16 protein-coding genes are annotated in these 16,160 nt (G+C 34.3%); 6 read left to right on the forward strand and 10 right to left on the reverse strand.

Annotated features, from left to right (window positions below; all coding sequences use genetic code 11):
- Positions 1 to 2: 2 nt before the first annotated feature.
- The 6 genes from KXJ69_RS00200 to KXJ69_RS00225 form a co-directional block, all read right to left on the reverse strand.
- Complete coding sequence (locus tag KXJ69_RS00200) at positions 3 to 890, reverse strand: DUF6268 family outer membrane beta-barrel protein (RefSeq protein WP_219050273.1); 888 nt, start codon at positions 888 to 890, stop codon at positions 3 to 5.
- Positions 891 to 898: 8 nt separating this feature from the next.
- Positions 899 to 1,837 carry a mechanosensitive ion channel family protein gene (locus tag KXJ69_RS00205; RefSeq protein WP_219050275.1) on the reverse strand — a complete coding sequence of 313 codons (939 nt, stop codon included), beginning with the start codon at positions 1,835 to 1,837 and terminating at the stop codon, positions 899 to 901.
- A 2-nt stretch (positions 1,838 to 1,839) separates the two neighbouring features.
- Positions 1,840 to 3,156 carry an ABC transporter permease gene (locus KXJ69_RS00210; protein WP_219050277.1) on the reverse strand — a complete coding sequence of 439 codons (1,317 nt, stop codon included), beginning with the start codon at positions 3,154 to 3,156 and terminating at the stop codon, positions 1,840 to 1,842.
- 12 nt (positions 3,157 to 3,168) lie between these two features.
- Entirely contained in the window at positions 3,169 to 4,095 is a 927-nt protein-coding gene (locus tag KXJ69_RS00215; protein ID WP_219050279.1) for an ABC transporter ATP-binding protein, read from the reverse strand.
- Positions 4,096 to 4,344: 249 nt separating this feature from the next.
- On the reverse strand, positions 4,345 to 5,460 hold the full coding sequence (gene dnaJ / locus KXJ69_RS00220) for a molecular chaperone DnaJ (protein WP_219050281.1): 1,116 nt from the start codon (positions 5,458 to 5,460) through the stop codon (positions 4,345 to 4,347).
- Position 5,461: 1 nt separating this feature from the next.
- The gene (locus tag KXJ69_RS00225) at positions 5,462 to 6,001 is read right to left on the reverse strand and encodes a nucleotide exchange factor GrpE (protein WP_219050283.1); all 540 of its coding nucleotides are present in this window, start codon (positions 5,999 to 6,001) and stop codon (positions 5,462 to 5,464) included.
- 153 nt (positions 6,002 to 6,154) lie between these two features.
- Here KXJ69_RS00225 and KXJ69_RS00230 point away from each other — a divergent pair, with 153 nt between their 5' ends.
- Positions 6,155 to 6,820, forward strand: a complete 666-nt coding sequence (locus tag KXJ69_RS00230) for a YceI family protein (RefSeq protein WP_219050285.1) — start codon at positions 6,155 to 6,157, stop codon at positions 6,818 to 6,820.
- Positions 6,821 to 6,869: 49 nt separating this feature from the next.
- Here the strand turns inward: KXJ69_RS00230 and KXJ69_RS00235 are convergent, their stop codons facing one another.
- The 3 genes from KXJ69_RS00235 to KXJ69_RS00245 all read right to left on the reverse strand — a co-directional run bounded on the left by KXJ69_RS00235 (position 6,870) and on the right by KXJ69_RS00245 (position 9,114).
- Positions 6,870 to 7,772: a TIGR01777 family oxidoreductase gene (locus KXJ69_RS00235; protein WP_219050288.1), complete on the reverse strand. Its 903-nt coding sequence runs from the start codon at positions 7,770 to 7,772 to the stop codon at positions 6,870 to 6,872.
- A gap of 151 nt (positions 7,773 to 7,923) precedes the next feature.
- Entirely contained in the window at positions 7,924 to 8,589 is a 666-nt protein-coding gene (gene mnmC2 / locus KXJ69_RS00240) for a tRNA (5-methylaminomethyl-2-thiouridine)(34)-methyltransferase MnmC2 (RefSeq protein WP_219050290.1), read from the reverse strand.
- 3 nt (positions 8,590 to 8,592) lie between these two features.
- Entirely contained in the window at positions 8,593 to 9,114 is a 522-nt protein-coding gene (locus KXJ69_RS00245; RefSeq protein WP_219050296.1) for a DUF4920 domain-containing protein, read from the reverse strand.
- A gap of 106 nt (positions 9,115 to 9,220) precedes the next feature.
- Between KXJ69_RS00245 and KXJ69_RS00250 the strand changes: the two genes are divergently transcribed.
- Positions 9,221 to 10,291, forward strand: a complete 1,071-nt coding sequence (locus KXJ69_RS00250) for a branched-chain amino acid aminotransferase (protein ID WP_219050298.1) — start codon at positions 9,221 to 9,223, stop codon at positions 10,289 to 10,291.
- A gap of 1 nt (position 10,292) precedes the next feature.
- Here KXJ69_RS00250 and KXJ69_RS00255 read toward each other — a convergent pair whose 3' ends face one another.
- Positions 10,293 to 10,679, reverse strand: coding sequence for a pyrophosphohydrolase domain-containing protein (locus tag KXJ69_RS00255; protein WP_219050300.1), 387 nt, complete (start codon positions 10,677 to 10,679; stop codon positions 10,293 to 10,295).
- Between the two features lie 422 nt (positions 10,680 to 11,101).
- Between KXJ69_RS00255 and KXJ69_RS00260 the strand changes: the two genes are divergently transcribed.
- Genes KXJ69_RS00260 through KXJ69_RS00275 form a run of 4 tightly spaced genes read left to right on the forward strand, consistent with a single transcriptional unit; the run spans position 11,102 to position 16,103 of the window.
- On the forward strand, positions 11,102 to 11,725 hold the full coding sequence (locus KXJ69_RS00260) for a hypothetical protein (RefSeq protein ID WP_219050302.1): 624 nt from the start codon (positions 11,102 to 11,104) through the stop codon (positions 11,723 to 11,725).
- A 1-nt stretch (position 11,726) separates the two neighbouring features.
- Positions 11,727 to 13,601 carry a sensor histidine kinase gene (locus tag KXJ69_RS00265; RefSeq protein ID WP_219050304.1) on the forward strand — a complete coding sequence of 625 codons (1,875 nt, stop codon included), beginning with the start codon at positions 11,727 to 11,729 and terminating at the stop codon, positions 13,599 to 13,601.
- Complete coding sequence (locus KXJ69_RS00270) at positions 13,598 to 14,224, forward strand: response regulator (protein WP_219050306.1); 627 nt, start codon at positions 13,598 to 13,600, stop codon at positions 14,222 to 14,224. The genes KXJ69_RS00265 and KXJ69_RS00270 overlap by 4 nt, the downstream gene beginning before the upstream one ends.
- A 7-nt stretch (positions 14,225 to 14,231) precedes the next feature.
- Positions 14,232 to 16,103: a tetratricopeptide repeat-containing sensor histidine kinase gene (locus tag KXJ69_RS00275; RefSeq protein ID WP_219050308.1), complete on the forward strand. Its 1,872-nt coding sequence runs from the start codon at positions 14,232 to 14,234 to the stop codon at positions 16,101 to 16,103.
- Positions 16,104 to 16,160: the final 57 nt, after the last annotated feature.

Below are 16,160 nucleotides of genomic sequence, written 5' to 3' on the forward strand. Positions count from 1 at the left end.
AGTTAAATTTTAAATTTTAATCCTGTTCTTCCGTAAAAGTTGTTTTGATTATTAATGGTGTACACATCATTTCCTTTCCCATCCCTTAAGCGAATATCGTTTATAATAGTATGCCCAAAATACGCATATAAATATAAATGTTTTGAGAGACCATATTCGTATCCCAATCCAGAAAGTACTGTGGTCATTGAAATATTTTCTCCCATTCCCTCATTGGGCACATTAATATTATTCTGAATATTGGCAAAAAAACCATCCAATGTAGCAAAGGCCTGTATGGAGTTTTTACTGTTAAAAGCGTATTTTAAATTACTCTTTGGAATCCCTAAAGTGTACGACCATTGGGGTTGAAATTCTCTGTAATAATTGATTATAGGTAATGGAAACGGCCTTCCCACGGTTGTTGAATAATTTATTCCTACAACTAATCGCCAAGGCTTTTTTGGAGGGTTTGCTTCGTTATCTCCTGTTTTATCTTTTATTAAAAAAACGGATGCTTCATAAATATAATCATCTTTTATTGGCTTTCCTTCAAAATCTGAAGCAAGTTTTAAACCCCCTTTAAATGCATACCGCCAATCATTATTCATCATATCTGTAAATCCGAGAGTTACCGTAAAGGATTCATATCGTTCTCGGTTATTGGTATTAAATGGAAAGGGGTCTCTAAGTTTCAAGTTGACATTCCTATATTCGAAACCTGGAACTAAATAGGCACTTTCGCCAAACATAATAGGAAAATGAACAAAAGATCGAAACCTTTTAAAAGAATTATCAGATTGATCCTGCGGAAAATAGGTGTATTCTATTCGTGCTAAATCTGCAACTTGAGCTTCTCCCTTAAAAATAAACACAATAAGAACTAAACTCGAAAAAATGATTTTTTTCATGTATTGTCTTAACTGTCATTATTGTTATTTATTTTATCATCTTTCATCTTTAAAAGATTGGGATCATTGGAAAATAAATGCACATCTCTTTGTGGGAATGGGATACTAATCTTGTTTTCTCTAAACATACTATCAATTCTAAACCGAATGTCACTCTTGATACCTGGATCTATAAAACTATCGTTTATAAAAAAGTAAATACTAAATAGTAATGCCGAATCGCCAAAATCTTCAAAAAGAACAAATGGCGCGGGTCTTTTAAGAATTCGTTTGTCGTTTTCGACACTTTTGAGCATCAAGTTTTTCACCAATTGTGTATCACTACCATAGGCCACCCCCACTTTTACAAACTCACGAGTTTGTTTATGATTTTGTGTATAGTTATAAATGGTTTCACTAAGAAATTTATGGTTTGGTATAATAAAGATTTTATCATCTCTAGTAATCGCACGTGTGGTACGAAGTTTAATTTCAATAACACGCCCCACTTTACCATTAACTTCTATGACATCACCTACTAAAAGCGACTTGTCTACAATAATAAATATCCCTCCAATAATGTCTTGAAACAACTCCTGTAGCGCCAACCCAACACCTACCAACAAAGCAGCAGAAGCCGCCAAAAAAGGAGTAACGTTAACCCCAGCCACACTTAATACCGCAAAAACAACTATAACATAAGCGATGTACTTTATAAACTTAAAAATGCTTTTAAATTTAAGTGTATCCGACTCACTCATCTTACGAGTATAGAGTTTCCTAACACCCACAAGAATGTAGCTGGTAACAATAAATGTGATAATTACTAAAATGAGTAACCCAATGGTAATATTCACTTTATCTTCTCCTTCCCCATATTGTACACCCCAATTAAGAAACTCCTTAATGGAACCCCAAACATCTTCTTTTACAACTTCCGATATTTTTTCGGTTACTTCTTCTTGCATACTTAGTATTTAATCCACTTAATCAACTCTTTATAACTTGGTTTTTTGCCATACATTAATATTCCCACTCGATAAATTTTTGCTGCAAACCAAACTGTCCCTATAAAGGTAGCAAATAAAATTACCAAAGAAAGAATCTGTTGCCATATAGGTACCCCAAATGGAATGCGCATGAGCATTACCACTGGTGATGTAAAAGGTATAAACGAAAAAACTTGAGACACGGTTCCATGCGGGTCTTCTATTACCGTAAAAAAGCCTACATAAACTGCCAAAATTAAAGGGAGTAACATAGGCAACATAAACTGTTGGGTATCTGTTTCACTATCGACTGCTGCACCTATTGCTGCATATAATGAGGCATACAATAAATATCCTCCAATAAAGAAGAATAAAAACATGATAATTAAATTGGTAAGGGGTAAATTATTAATTTCTCTAATCACATCTACAATGATGCCCTCCATACCTTCGGGGTTATTTTGAACTTGATTTATCATTTCTTGTTGAGGAGATTGAATAGTCGAAATGTCGACCCCAAAAATAGCGGTTACAACAAAACTTAAAACACCTAATAAAACAACCCACGCCATAAATTGTGTAATACCAGCGAGTGACGTCCCAAATATTTTACCAAGTAGTAACTTAATAGGCTTTACGGAAGAAATAATGACTTCGATAATACGACTGGTTTTTTCTTCAATCACACTGCGCATAATCATATTTCCATAAATAATGATAAACATAAAAAGTAAGTATCCCGCAGCACCACCAAAAATAAGCTTGAGACCAGAACCCAACTTTGACGTTTCTTCCCCACGAAAGGTTTCTAATTGTGGGTCAATATTAACACGTAAATTTTTAATAAGTTCTGAATCGATTCCTGCCTCCTTTAACTTGATTGCGTTGGCTTTACTTTGGATAACATCCTCAATATTATCCATAACCATTAATGAGGGTGAGTCTTCCGAATAAAAAACAATCCGTTTTGAAAGATCATCTATGTTATCGCTCTTGGGAATAAAAAGTAAGCCGTACACCTCTTCAGCTTCTGCCTTTGTTTTGGCTTCTTCGAGACTTATTCCTTTTAATAATTCAAATTTTAAGTTATCATCGTCTTCAAACTGATGGGCAAACAAACCACTTTCATCCAAAACCGAAATAGTACGAACTTTGTCATTGTTTAATTGTGAAAGGTAGGCTACCAAACTAAAAATCCCCACCATAAGTAACGGACTTAAAAACGTCATAATGATAAAAGACTTATTCCGAACTTTATTGAGGTACTCGCGTTTTATTATTAGGGAGAGGTGATTCATTCTGTCTGAATATTAATTGTTTTTAACCGATTGTATAAAAATATCATTTGCTGAAGGGATTACCTCTACAAAATGGGTAACCTGTCCTAACGTCGATAAATAGGTTAACAAATCGTTAGGTTGATGTGAAAGCGGAATTTTCACCTTATACTGAAGCTCATCATTAATAGTTTTATAGGTTGCTGGAAAAGTTTCAAATTTTTCTTTTAAAATTTTTGAAACCTCATCTTTTCTTTCGGTCATTAAAGCAACTTCAAACGTATTGGATTTATACTGCCGTTTTATATCTATTAATTTTCCATCCAAAATTTTATTCGATTTATGAATTAGAGCAATATGATCACACATTTCTTCAACAGATTCCATTCTATGGGTTGAAAAAATTACAGTAGCACCGTCATCTCGTAGTTTTAAAATCTCATCTTTTATAAGGTTGGCATTAATTGGATCAAAACCGCTGAAAGGTTCGTCAAATATGAGCAATTTGGGCTCGTGTAACACTGTCACCACAAATTGAATCTTTTGGGCCATTCCTTTAGAGAGCTCCTGAATTTTCTTATTCCACCAATCCCCTATTTCAAGCCGTTCAAACCACATTTTAAGTCTCTTTTTAGCTTCCGCTTTGGAGAGTCCTTTTAACTGTGCTAAATACACGGCTTGTTCGCCCACCTTCATCGATTTATATAATCCTCGTTCTTCGGGCAAATATCCAATATGTTGAATATGATGTGGTCTTAAGGGTTCTCCATCCAAAAATACACTTCCCGAATCTGGCATGGTAATTTGGTTAATAATTCGAATAAGGGTTGTTTTTCCAGCACCATTAGGTCCAAGTAGTCCAAAAATAGACCCTTTAGGCACTTCGATAGACACATTGTTTAAGGCTGTAAATGTTCCAAAAGACTTAGAAACATTTTTGGCAACAAGGAGGTTTTCCATATAAATAGTTTGGCAGGTAAAGTTAGAATTTCCCTTTTAAGCAGTAAAGCAATTAAGAGAATTTTAAAGATTTGTAGCAATACTTTAAAAATTGTTACGAATGATTTATTAAAGGCTTCCCTTTAAAATCGCAAAACCCATCCCGCCAGTGGCGGGATGGGAAAAAAATTGCTATGAAAAAGAAAAATTATCGCTAAAAGAATTAGCGACTTTCAAATATAGGTAAAAAATCTTTTAATCAGGGGATTTTCAAGAAAACATGTCCTTCACCTTTTCGAAGAATGATTTATCATCTTTCTCTGGTTTAGGGGTAAAATGGTCATCGTTTTTCATCTTTTCGAAAAAATCTTTTTGCTCCTTAGTTAAAGATTTTGGTGTCCACACATTTACATGAACCAGCAGATCTCCAGACCCATAGCCATTTATACTTGGAATTCCTTTGTTGCGTAATCGCAATATTTTTCCACTTTGTGCACCCGGTTCAATTTTAATTCGAACTTTCCCCGTAACGGTTTCAATTTCTTTTGAAGTTCCTAAAACAGCTTCCGAAATGCTTATATAAAGATCGTAATGAAGATTATCCCCTTCTCTTTGTAGAAATGGGTGTGTTTCTTCTTCAATGGCTACCAGTAAGTCACCGGCTATTCCATTCCCAGGAGCTTCATTCCCTTTCCCAGAAACTTTAAGTTGCATTCCATCTACAACACCAGCTGGGATTTTTATAGATACGGTTTCTTCCGCTAGAATCATTCCTTGTGCATCTGCTCCAGCAGGTTTTGCGTCTATAATTTGTCCAGCTCCACCACAAGTACTACAAGTAGCAGAAGTTTGCATCCTACCTAATATGGTATTCTGAATTTTAGTTACCTGTCCGTGACCACCACACATAGTACACGTTTTATAGGTAGTTCCCGGTGCTTGTTTCTTACGTTTAACCTTAATTTTTTTGTCAACTCCATTGGCTATTTCCTCCAAGGTAAGCTTTACACGAATCCTAAGGTTACTTCCCTTCACTCGTCGCTGACCTCCGCCACCAAAGCCTCCAAAACCACCGAAGCCACCGCCAAAAGCACCACCAAAAATGTCTCCAAATTGGCTGAATATGTCATCCATATTCATTCCACCGCCACCAAATCCACCGCCTTCAAAGGCTTGATGACCGTATTGATCGTATCGTGCTTTTTTATCTGGGTCGCTTAATACTTCATAAGCCTCGGCCGCTTTTTTAAACATTTCTTCGGCTTTAGCATCCCCAGGGTTTTTATCTGGATGAAACTCAATAGCCTTTTTGCGGTATGCCTTTTTAATTTCGGCAGCGGTAGCATTTTTTGAAATGCCTAAAATATCGTAAAAGTCTTCCTTCATATTAATTTCCTATTACTACTTTGGGGTAGCGAATTATTTTTTCTCCTAAGGAATATCCCTTTTCAATGACATCAATAACCTTTCCTTTCATTTCCTCAGAAGGCGCTGGAATTTGGGTAATAGCCTCATGGATATCGGCATCAAAAGTGTCTCCAGCTTCGGTTTTTACAACCTCTAGTCCTTTTTGACGGAGGGTCTCATTAAATTTATTGCTAATAAGTTCAACTCCCTTAAAAAGAGTATCATCATCGCTTTTTTCAATTTCCTTCAAGGCTCTTTCAAAATCGTCTAATACAGGCAATAAAGATACCATGACATCCTGACTTGCTGTCTTAAACAATTCCAAACGCTCTTTTCCAGTACGTTTTTTGTAGTTTTCAAACTCGGCAAAAAGACGAAGATAGCGGTCTTTTTCTTTTTCGACCTCTGCTTTTAATTCGTCTATAGGATTCTTTTCTTCTTTCTGTTTTTTTGACGTCTCTTTTATTTCCTTGCTGTCATCTTCGGCAACAGCTACTTTTTCCTTATTCTTCTTACTCATGTGTAAATTTAATTTCTTGCTTTGTAGGGATTACAAAAGTACTGCCAATTACGTAAAAATGTCAAAATGTCATCACCAAATTTTAATATAATATTAGGATGAATTGGCTTTCCAATAACTAATTTTGCATCTTCAAATAAAAAACTAAATACTATGAAAAAAATCATGTTAAATATTGCCTTGTTTGCGTTTATTGGAATTGCAACAATTTCTTGTAAAAACAACAACGAAGCTGAAACCACAGAAGCACAAGAAGTAGCCGAAGCTGCACCAGTTGCAGTAGAATACACTGTCGATACAGAAGCTTCGCAAATTCATTGGAAAGGATCTAAGCCTGTAAAATCGCACAATGGTACCATTAATTTAAATTCAGGAACAGTGATGGTAATGGGTGATGCTATTGAAGCTGGAAAATTTACTATTGATATGAACACTATCACCGACCTAGACCTAGAAGGTGATATGAAAACCAATTTAGAAAACCATTTAAAAGGAACCGTTGAAGGTAAAGAAGGTGACTTTTTTAATGTAACTGCCTATCCATTTTCAACTTTCCAAATTACAGAAGTAAATACTACTGAAGGTAAAACAATGGTTTCTGGAAATTTAACAATTAAAGATAAAACGCATAACATTAGCTTTCCTGCAACCATTTCTATGGAAGGAAATGTTCTGAAACTTACATCAGAGACGTTTACTATTGATAGAACACAATGGGGTGTTAATTTTGGTTCAAAAACCGTATTTGACAACTTAGGTGAAAAATTTATTAGTGATGATATCGAGCTTACTGTTAATTTAGTAGCCAATAAAAGCTAATATATTTTTTAGAATAACTTTTAAAGGCGACCTCAAGGGTCGCCTTTTTTTATAGTAAATCTTCAAGTGCGTTTTCCAAATTCACAAACTGAAACTGAAAACCTTCCTTGACTATTTTTTCAGAACTCACTAACTGACTCTCCAAAGCGATACTTCCCATTTCACCCAGTATTAATGTAATCATAAATTTAGGAATGTTTGGTAACCATAAAGGTTTATTGTAATAATGGGCGATTATATGGGTCATTTTTTTATTGGTCACGGGATTGGGAGAAACCGCGTTATACACGCCAGTAAGTTGATTTTTTAGTATATAAATATAAAGCCTCGCCATATCGTTGATATGTATCCAAGATTGCCACTGTTCGCCACTTCCCAAAGGTGCACCTACACTCAATTTAATAGGCTTTACCATCTGCTGCAAAGCACCTCCATTTTCAGAAAGGACAATGCCCGTCCTAACTTTGGTAACTTTTATGTTTAAATCGGAAAATTGATCGGCTGCAGTCTCCCAAGACTTCACTACTTCTCCTAAAAAAGTTTGTGCTTCCTCGTTTGAGGTTTCTTGATATAAATTGGTAAATGAACTTGGATAAATACTAATTCCACTTGCTGAAATATAATGCGTTACAGTATGCTCTTGCTTTTTTAAGGTATTGTAAATGAGGTTTGCTGTTTGTGTACGACTATTTAAAATTTCCTTTTTATAGGAAGAAGTCCATCTTTTTGAAACAGAAGCACCTGCCAAATTAATTATTGCTGAAACACCCTTAAAAGCCGCATCGTCAATAATTCCTTTTGAAGGGTTCCAATAAAACCCTTGGTATTCCTCTTTATTTTCAAGCTTATTCTTTCGAGTAGTTAAATAGTGTATTTTTATTCCTAAATCTAAACATTCTTCTACTAATTCTTTTCCTATAAGTCCTGTTGCCCCAGCGATAAGTATTCTCATCAATTTTTCTTTAAAGTTACTATTTTAGATACTAAATGTTTTAAACATTAACGTAACCTTAATAGGGTTTTAACGAATATTGAACAATGAATGAAAGGACAGCAATACCTTACCTAACCGAGCGAAGCATTTGAAAAAAATCGAATGCTTCTTACCTAATCGAGCGAAGCATTTCTCTTTTCCCAGGTGGACCAGGAAGTCGCTCCACTTTAAAACCAACAGCTTCCATAGCTCTACGGACACTACCTTTTGCGGCGTAGGTCACTAATACTCCTTCTGGCATTAATGCTCGATACATTTTTTCGAATATCGCTTCGGTCCATAGTTCGGGCTGAACTCGCGCTCCAAAGGCATCAAAATAGATTAGATTATAGGCATCTACATCATCAATTTCAGAAAAGAATTGTTTTCGTTTTTTGAGTGTAAAATTTTCTGAAATCTGAGTAGGCTTTTCCCAAGGGACTTGATGAAGTTTTTCAAAAATCATTTCAGAGGATTCCAGTAACTTTTGGTAGTTTAATTTTTCAATATCCGAAAATAAAACAGGATATGCTTCTACCCCTGTATATTCAATATTAATTTGCTCCTTTTCTGAAAAAAGTTGCGTTAAAAAGGCATTAAGCCCTGTACCAAAACCTATCTCTAAAATTTGAACCTCTATACTTTGAGAAGATATTAAAAAATGCCGAAGCCCTGCTTGTATAAATACATGCAGGGCTTCATTTATAGCTCCGTGTTTGGAGTGATATTGTTCATTCCATTCTGGGATATGAATAGTAATAGATCCATCTCCCGTGGTAAGGAATTCACGTTTCATTTTTTATTGCTTTTCGGGAATCAACACTCCCGAAGAAAGAAACGATAAAGTTAATTTAGGCTCCGTAATAGCGTCAATTTCTTCTTGCGATTTTCCAGCATCCTTAGCAAAGTGTTTTAAATCCTCAACAGATGTTTGCTCCACAAATGCTTTTCCATCTACAATAACGTCTTGTCCTGCTATGTCCTTTGGCATAAAAAAGGCATAGTCTTTAAACTTTACAAAAGACTCATTGTCTCCCATATCCAAACGCATCCAGCACCCTTTCGATTGACAAACGCTATTTACTTTTGAAGAAAATTTAACCTCAACGGTGTCACCTTCTTTAAGGTTTTGATATTTTTCAATCATTTCATCTTTGGTAAGTACTTCTTCATCTGTTATTTGCTCACCAAAACTTTGGTAGTTTACAGAAACTTCTTCTACAACCGCTTCTGCAGTTGCTTCATTTTCATTGGTTTCAGTAGTATTTTTACAAGCAACAACTGCTAGGCTCAATAGTAATAAATAGGCTATTTTTTTCATTGTTTCACTTTATTTTAATCGATTTAATAATATACTGCAATTTTATTAATTTTTTAGGTTTTAATTGCCCATTTTTTTGACTAATTTTGACGATCAAACACAACGCATGAGCCTTACCAAAGATTACACTCTAAACATCGAAAAAATTAATACTTCCAGAATTGGTCAAGTTGATTTTAAAAACTTAGTTTTTGGGACAACATTTACAGATCATATGTTTGAGTGTGACTATAAAAATGGTGCTTGGCAAAACCCCACCATAAGACCTTATGGTCCATTGAGTATTTATCCGTCTTCTAAAGTACTTCATTACGGGCAAGCTGTTTTTGAAGGAATGAAAGCGTATAAGGATGAAAAAGGTTCTATTTTTCTATTTAGACCTCTCGAAAATCTGAAACGAATAAATATTTCCTCCAAAAGATTGGCTATCCCAGAATTTCCAGAGGAGCTTTTCTTTGAGGCTTTAGAAACTTTATTAAAAATGGATAAAGCTTGGGCTCAAACTGGAGTTGGTAATTCACTTTATATTCGTCCCTTCGTGATTGCTAATGAAAATTGTGTTTCGGCATCGCCATCAAATGAATATAAATTTATGATTATCATCTCTCCAGTAAGTGCTTATTACTCTGGAGAATTGAAAGTAGTTATTGCGGAACAGTACAGTAGATCTGCAGACGGCGGCGTTGGATTTGCAAAAGCTGCTGGAAATTATGCAGCGCAATTTTACCCTACTAATTTGGCAAAAGAGAAAGGATTTCAGCAGGTAATTTGGACCGATTCAAATTCGCACAAGTATTTAGAAGAGGCTGGCACCATGAATGTGTTTTTCAGAATAAATGACACCTTAATAACCGCCCCTACAAGTGACCGTATTCTGGATGGTGTTACTCGAAAAAGTGTGATTGCGCTTGCTGAAAGAGATGGGATTAAAGTAGATGTAAGAAAACTTACCGTTACCGAATTAGTGGAGGCAGCGAAAGATGGTTCTTTAAAAGAAATTTTTGGCTCAGGTACTGCAGCCGTTATTAGTTTTGTAAATGGCTTTAGCTATAAAAACACTTTATACAATCTGCCCAAAATAGAAAATAGCTACGCTAAAAGGTTTAAAAAGGAATTAATGGATATTCAATACAATCTGGCTGCCGATCCTTTTGAGTGGCGTCATAAAGTGGTGTAGGTTATTTACTAAGGATCGCTTCGATATTAGGTTTAAAATAGTTAGGCCCCTTTAAAACTTTTCCGTCTTCCCTATAAATAGGTTTTCCATCGGCTCCTAATTTACTCATGTTACTTCGTTGGATTTCTTCGAAGACCTCTTCAATTTTATGTTGCATCCCGTGTTCTATAATCGTCCCGCAAAGGATGTAGAGCATATCGCCTAAGGCATCCGCAACTTCAACCAAATCATCATTATTTGCTGCTTCCAGATATTCTTCATTTTCTTCTCTCATCAGTTTATAACGTAATAGATTTTTGGCTTCTCCCAAATCGGCAGTAGGCACTTCTTTTATGCCTAATCCAAAGGCTGAGTGAAATTTGTGAACGGCTGCAATTTTATTCTTCATAGTAAATTGGTATGTTGTACTTTTGTGATTGTAAAACTACAATAATTTATGTTTTCTACAGGTCAACTTATTTTTGCTATTTGTTTTGTAATTGTTTTTGTTACCATTATGATTTTTAGTTATAAAAAGGACAAAAAACTTCACAAAAAGCAATTTAAAGGTAGTTTTTGGATTCTTATTGGTTTTGTGTTTTTTATCCTATTACTTCTGGCTGCAAAGCTTTATTTGAAGGGATAACTTTTATCGTCTTACAAAAAATTTAGATTTTATCTAACTTGCAACTTCGCTTTATTCCTTATAGATTTAAGGAATTAAAAAGGAAATTTAAATTTATAAAATACCCAGTATTGGTGATACATTTACTTTAAAATTGTTACCATCTTTACTTGCACAACAAATTGTACTAATTAAAATCTAAAAAAATGATACCAATTGATGAAAACTTTTTAAGCAACTTAAACCTAGCATCTAATAAACCACAATTTATTCAATCCGGTCAGGTTTATGATTCCACCTATGGCATATATGGAAGCTTTGAAATGAATGATGAAGGAAACATTTCGGAAATTAACTTATCCGTTATTAATTATAAAGGGATCCTAGAGTTAGAATTTGATAATGAATTTATTTCTAATTGTAGTTTAGTACGCCAAGAAAATGAAAATGGGGTATATATAATAGTACTTACTACCCAATTAAGAGCTTCAGTTAGCGGAGAAACAGCACCAACAGCCACTGTAAGCTTGGACAAGTCTATGGAAGGTTTTAAAAATATTGGTTCGGAGGATTCTATTTATTTGGTGGTGGAACGAAAATTAGCTCCTATTTGGGGATGTAAAACCAAAAACCCATTTAAAAATGGTGTTTTTGATAACGAATTCTTTTACAGAGATGGAAACAGGTATTTACCAAGAGCGGTGAAAACAATTCCAGACACTGCCTATTTTAGTGACTTTAGAGTGGTTAATCCAGATTCTCCAGCCGAAATTTTAGGATTTAAGCCTGGTTTTAAATGTAGAAACTCAACTTTGTTTGTATTACGTTAATTTGAAGCCCATTTTACTTTTACTTATCACCTTCTATTCTTCCACTTATATTCTTAAGGGGCAGGAAGAACTTTATCAAAATGTGTTATTAAAAGAAATAGTGGCCCATAATTTTTCTAAGGCTAAAATAGATGTCCACTCAATAGAAGATATTACGTTAAAAAATTCGTTTGGCAACTTAATACAAGTAATGGAGCACAGAGGACAAATGCAAAAGGTAGATTCTATTTTGGTTTCAAAAATAAAGTTAGAGAATAATTCAAAAATAATATCCATTTTAAATAATCTAACACTAGGATTTTATACTTTAAATAATGAAACCAATAATTTCCAAGGGATAGAATATTTTAATAAAGCCTATACACTCTCTAAGGAATTTAACAACAAGGAATTATTAAAACTAAGTCTTATAGGAATTATAGAATTGTATACATTGCAAGTGGTTCATTCTACCGATTCTTATAAAGAATATATTTTAGAGCTGACAAATGTAGCCGAAAATGATATGGACCGTGCCCTAGCAAGCTTTTATGAAAATAGCTTTTATGCCAACTCTATACACTCTCCTAAGGATTTTTTTGAAACCTCAAAAAATTTAATACAAATTACAAATCAAACCCAACTTAGTCCAGCGTTACAAGGGAGGTTCTATGAAGACATAGCGGTATATTATAGGGTCATTAACCATAAAGATAGTGCCTACTACTATAATCAACAGATACTGCTCCTTCCAGAAAGCAATTATAATAATAAAACAAAATGCTATGCTTTATATGAATTAGCAAACCTTGCGGCAACACAACAAGAGGCAAAACAAGCAAAGGACTATTTAGCTCAAGCCAAAAAATACTTCAATAAATCCAATTATGCTCATTCACAATACTCCTGGGAAAAATGGAAGGCACAATATGTACACGAGCCTTTAAAAGAATATGACAGTGCTTATTATCTTCTAGAAAAAGCAATGGTTTATGAAGCGAATAAAGATTTCAAATCCAACGAGGAAAAAATTTCACAACTAAATATTGAATTACAAACCGCCGAAAAAGAAAAGCAAATCCTTATTGAGCAACAGCAAAAAAAACAAAATAGAAACATTGCAATAGGGCTTGCTGGTGGCCTGATAGGCGTAACTATTTTTGCGTTACTTATTTATAAAAACACCAAACGGAAGCAACGTATAGCCGAGCAGGAAAAGGAATTAGAGATTCAGAAAAAAGAAAAAATATTAAAAGACCAAGAATTGAACGCTATAGACGCAATGATTGCCGGGCAGGAAAAGGAACGTGTACGACTCGCAAGCGACTTACACGATAGCGTAGGTGCTACCTTAACTGCTGCGAAACTTCAATTTGAACATCTTTCAAAAAACAAGGATAAACTGGGAACCATGGATGAGTTCTTCAATAAAACTGGCATTTTATTAGACAAAGCCTACACTGAGGTTCGTTCCATGGCACATCTAAAAAATAGCGGAGTAATTGCCAAAAAAGGATTGCTTCCTGCCATTACAACTTTAGCTAAAAACGCTTCAGTCACGGGGCAATTAAACATTGAAGTACAAGATTTTGGGTTTGATGAAAGGCTTGATAGTATGATGGAGATTACTATTTTTAGAATTATCCAAGAACTGGTTACTAACATTATAAAGCATTCTGAAGCTTCCGAAGCAAATATCTCTCTTACACAACATAAAGAGATGCTAAGTATTATTGTGGAGGATAACGGAAAAGGGTTCGATACTCGAAAAGTGAATTCAAAAGAGGGCATGGGACTTTCAACAATCGAAAAGCGAATAGAACATCTTGAAGGAACTCTTGAAGTAGATAGTACTCCAAAAAAGGGAACTAGTATATTAATTGAAATACCTATATGATAACACTAGCGATAGCAGAAGATCATCAATCACTTGTAGATGGCATTACCTTGCTTTTAAAATACGAAGAGCATATAGAAATTGTAGGAATGGCAAATGACGGTGAAGCACTATGGGAAATTGTACAACGAAAACAACCTAAAGTAGTGCTAACCGATATTAAAATGCCAAAAATGGATGGTATTGTGGCTACTAAGCTTATTAAAAAACAATTTCCACATACCAAAATAATCGCATTTTCCATGTTCGATCAAGAAGAAGCTGTAAGCCAGATGATAGAGGCCGGTGCATCGGGATATTTATTAAAAAACTCTCCACTTGAAGAGGTATTAAGAGCCATTGAAACAGTTGCAAAAGGCGGTGAATTTTTTGATTCTTCTCTAAATATTGAAGCCATTAAAGAAGGAGCTCTTTCTACCAATAAAAAACCGTTACTTTCAAAAAGCGAGCAAGAAATTTTAAAACTAATAGGCGAAGGGAAGTCAACCAGTGAAATTGCCAATATTCGATTTACTGCCGTGTCGACAGTAGAAAAACACCGGAAAAACATGATACACAAATTGGGGTTAAATGGTAAAGGAGAGTTACTTCGATATGCGCTTGAAAAAAAATATGATTTTTAAATAATCTATGAAAATAAAAATAGCATTTGCAATAACTATTCTATTAGGAATAAGTTCATTTAGTCAAACTCAAAAAGATTCTTTACTTAGAATTTGGAAAAACACATCTATTGCGGATAGTTTAAGAGCTAATGCTTTAAGCAATTTAATCTTCAATGAATACCAATATAAAAAACCCGACAGCGCACTACTTTTAATAGAAAATCTTGAAAATTTTATACAAGCAAAGAAACTAGTTAAGCATCAAGCCGATGCACTCATTTTGAAAGGGAATGTATTTACGGTTAATGGAGACAATCTTAAGGCCATTGAATATTACCAAAAAGCTTTAAAAAATTACGAAACGTTTCATGATTCTAAGGGAATTACAACAGCACTTAACAATATTGGCCGTGTCTATAAATCAATTTGGAACTTCGACAAGGCTCTGGACTACTATAATAGAAGTTTACAAATAGCCATCGCAATTAATGATAAAACTTCGCAATCAAGAGCATTGGTAAATATTGGGAATATTTACAATGACAAATTTAAGATGGATGAAGCGTTGACTTATTATACCAAAAGTTTAGAATTAAATTTAGAACTTAATGATAAAGTAGGAGAATCTATTACCCTTCAAAACATAGGTCTTAACTATACAAAAAGAAAGGAGTATGACAAGGCTTTAGACTATTTTATGCAAAGTCTTTCTATAAGTGAAGCCCTTAATGATTATTATTCGCAATCTAATAATCTCATTGCCATTGCTCAATTATATTATACTCAAAAAAATTATCCTCAATTAATTAAGTACAGCAACAAGGCGCTTGAGGCGGCAGAGAAAGTAAACAGCATTCAGCTTCAAAACAGAGCAAATTTCTTTCTCTATCAAGGTTATAAGGCTTTAAATAATTTTACCAAAGCCCTGTACCATCATGAAGAATCGATCAAATTTTTGGATAGCCTTAATATTGCAGAAACTGAAAAAAGAATTCAAGAAATAGAGTTTGAAAAACAACGAAGTACAGATAGTATTATTAATCAGCAAAACGCCTTAAAACAAAAACTAGTTTTTGACCAAGAAATTGAAATAAAAAAAAGAGAAAATAAAATTATCCTTATCGCATTTACCGGAATTTTTATCCTTATTTCATTTATTGCATACCTAATTTACACAAGAGTTAAACGTCAACAACGCATTTTAGAACAGGAGAAAGAGTTAGAAATTCAGAAAAAAGAAAAACTGCTTAAAGAACAAGAGCTTTCTACAATTGATGCTATGCTTGAAGGACAGGAAAAAGAACGAAAAAGACTTGCCATGGATTTGCACGATAGTATAGGAGCAACTTTGTCTGCTGTAAAACTACAATTCAACCACCTAGCAAAAAATAAAGATCAAATCCTAGAAATGGAAGATCTTTTTTATAAAACAAGTACTTTAATCGATCAAGCCTATGCCGAAGTTCGCTCTATATCTCACCTAAAATATAGTGGCGTCATGGCAAAAGAGGGGTTACTTCCAGCTATTTACTCACTTGCAAAAAATGCTTCGGCACAGGGAACATTAAAAATTGAAGTTCAAGACTTTGGGGTAACTCATATCTTTGATGCAACCACCGAAGTAGCTATTTTTAGAATTATTCAAGAATTAATCACCAATATTATAAAGCATTCTCATGCAGCCGAGGCTAATATTTCGTTAACACAACACAAAATGATGCTAACCATTATGGTAGAAGATAATGGCATTGGCTTTAACAAGAAAACAATTTATTCTAAAAAAGGAATGGGGCTTTCTAGTGTTGAAAAACGTATTGAACACATGGATGGAACATTGGATATCGATAGTACTCCAGGAAAAGGAACCACCATTATTATCGAATTACCTTTAAAATAAATATCCCCTCTATCGGGTATTTTATGAAAGGAGTTGTAAATCTATTTTTACAACAAC

The sequence above is a fragment of the Halomarinibacterium sedimenti genome (assembly GCF_019312585.1).
GTDB classification, from domain to species: Bacteria; Bacteroidota; Bacteroidia; order Flavobacteriales; family Flavobacteriaceae; genus Halomarinibacterium; species Halomarinibacterium sedimenti.

Bases quoted from the DNA above. Each gene is read 5' to 3' on its own strand.
- KXJ69_RS00200 (WP_219050273.1), bottom strand. From the start codon at position 890: ATGAAAAAAATCATTTTTTCGAGTTTAGTTCTTATTGTGTTTATTTTT.
- KXJ69_RS00205 (WP_219050275.1), bottom strand. From the start codon at position 1,837: ATGCAAGAAGAAGTAACCGAAAAAATATCGGAAGTTGTAAAAGAAGAT.
- KXJ69_RS00210 (WP_219050277.1), bottom strand. From the start codon at position 3,156: ATGAATCACCTCTCCCTAATAATAAAACGCGAGTACCTCAATAAAGTT.
- KXJ69_RS00215 (WP_219050279.1), bottom strand. From the start codon at position 4,095: ATGGAAAACCTCCTTGTTGCCAAAAATGTTTCTAAGTCTTTTGGAACA.
- dnaJ (WP_219050281.1), bottom strand. From the start codon at position 5,460: ATGAAGGAAGACTTTTACGATATTTTAGGCATTTCAAAAAATGCTACC.
- KXJ69_RS00225 (WP_219050283.1), bottom strand. From the start codon at position 6,001: ATGAGTAAGAAGAATAAGGAAAAAGTAGCTGTTGCCGAAGATGACAGC.
- KXJ69_RS00230 (WP_219050285.1), top strand. From the start codon at position 6,155: ATGAAAAAAATCATGTTAAATATTGCCTTGTTTGCGTTTATTGGAATT.
- KXJ69_RS00235 (WP_219050288.1), bottom strand. From the start codon at position 7,772: ATGAGAATACTTATCGCTGGGGCAACAGGACTTATAGGAAAAGAATTA.
- mnmC2 (WP_219050290.1), bottom strand. From the start codon at position 8,589: ATGAAACGTGAATTCCTTACCACGGGAGATGGATCTATTACTATTCAT.
- KXJ69_RS00245 (WP_219050296.1), bottom strand. From the start codon at position 9,114: ATGAAAAAAATAGCCTATTTATTACTATTGAGCCTAGCAGTTGTTGCT.
- KXJ69_RS00250 (WP_219050298.1), top strand. From the start codon at position 9,221: ATGAGCCTTACCAAAGATTACACTCTAAACATCGAAAAAATTAATACT.
- KXJ69_RS00255 (WP_219050300.1), bottom strand. From the start codon at position 10,679: ATGAAGAATAAAATTGCAGCCGTTCACAAATTTCACTCAGCCTTTGGA.
- KXJ69_RS00260 (WP_219050302.1), top strand. From the start codon at position 11,102: ATGATACCAATTGATGAAAACTTTTTAAGCAACTTAAACCTAGCATCT.
- KXJ69_RS00270 (WP_219050306.1), top strand. From the start codon at position 13,598: ATGATAACACTAGCGATAGCAGAAGATCATCAATCACTTGTAGATGGC.
- KXJ69_RS00275 (WP_219050308.1), top strand. From the start codon at position 14,232: ATGAAAATAAAAATAGCATTTGCAATAACTATTCTATTAGGAATAAGT.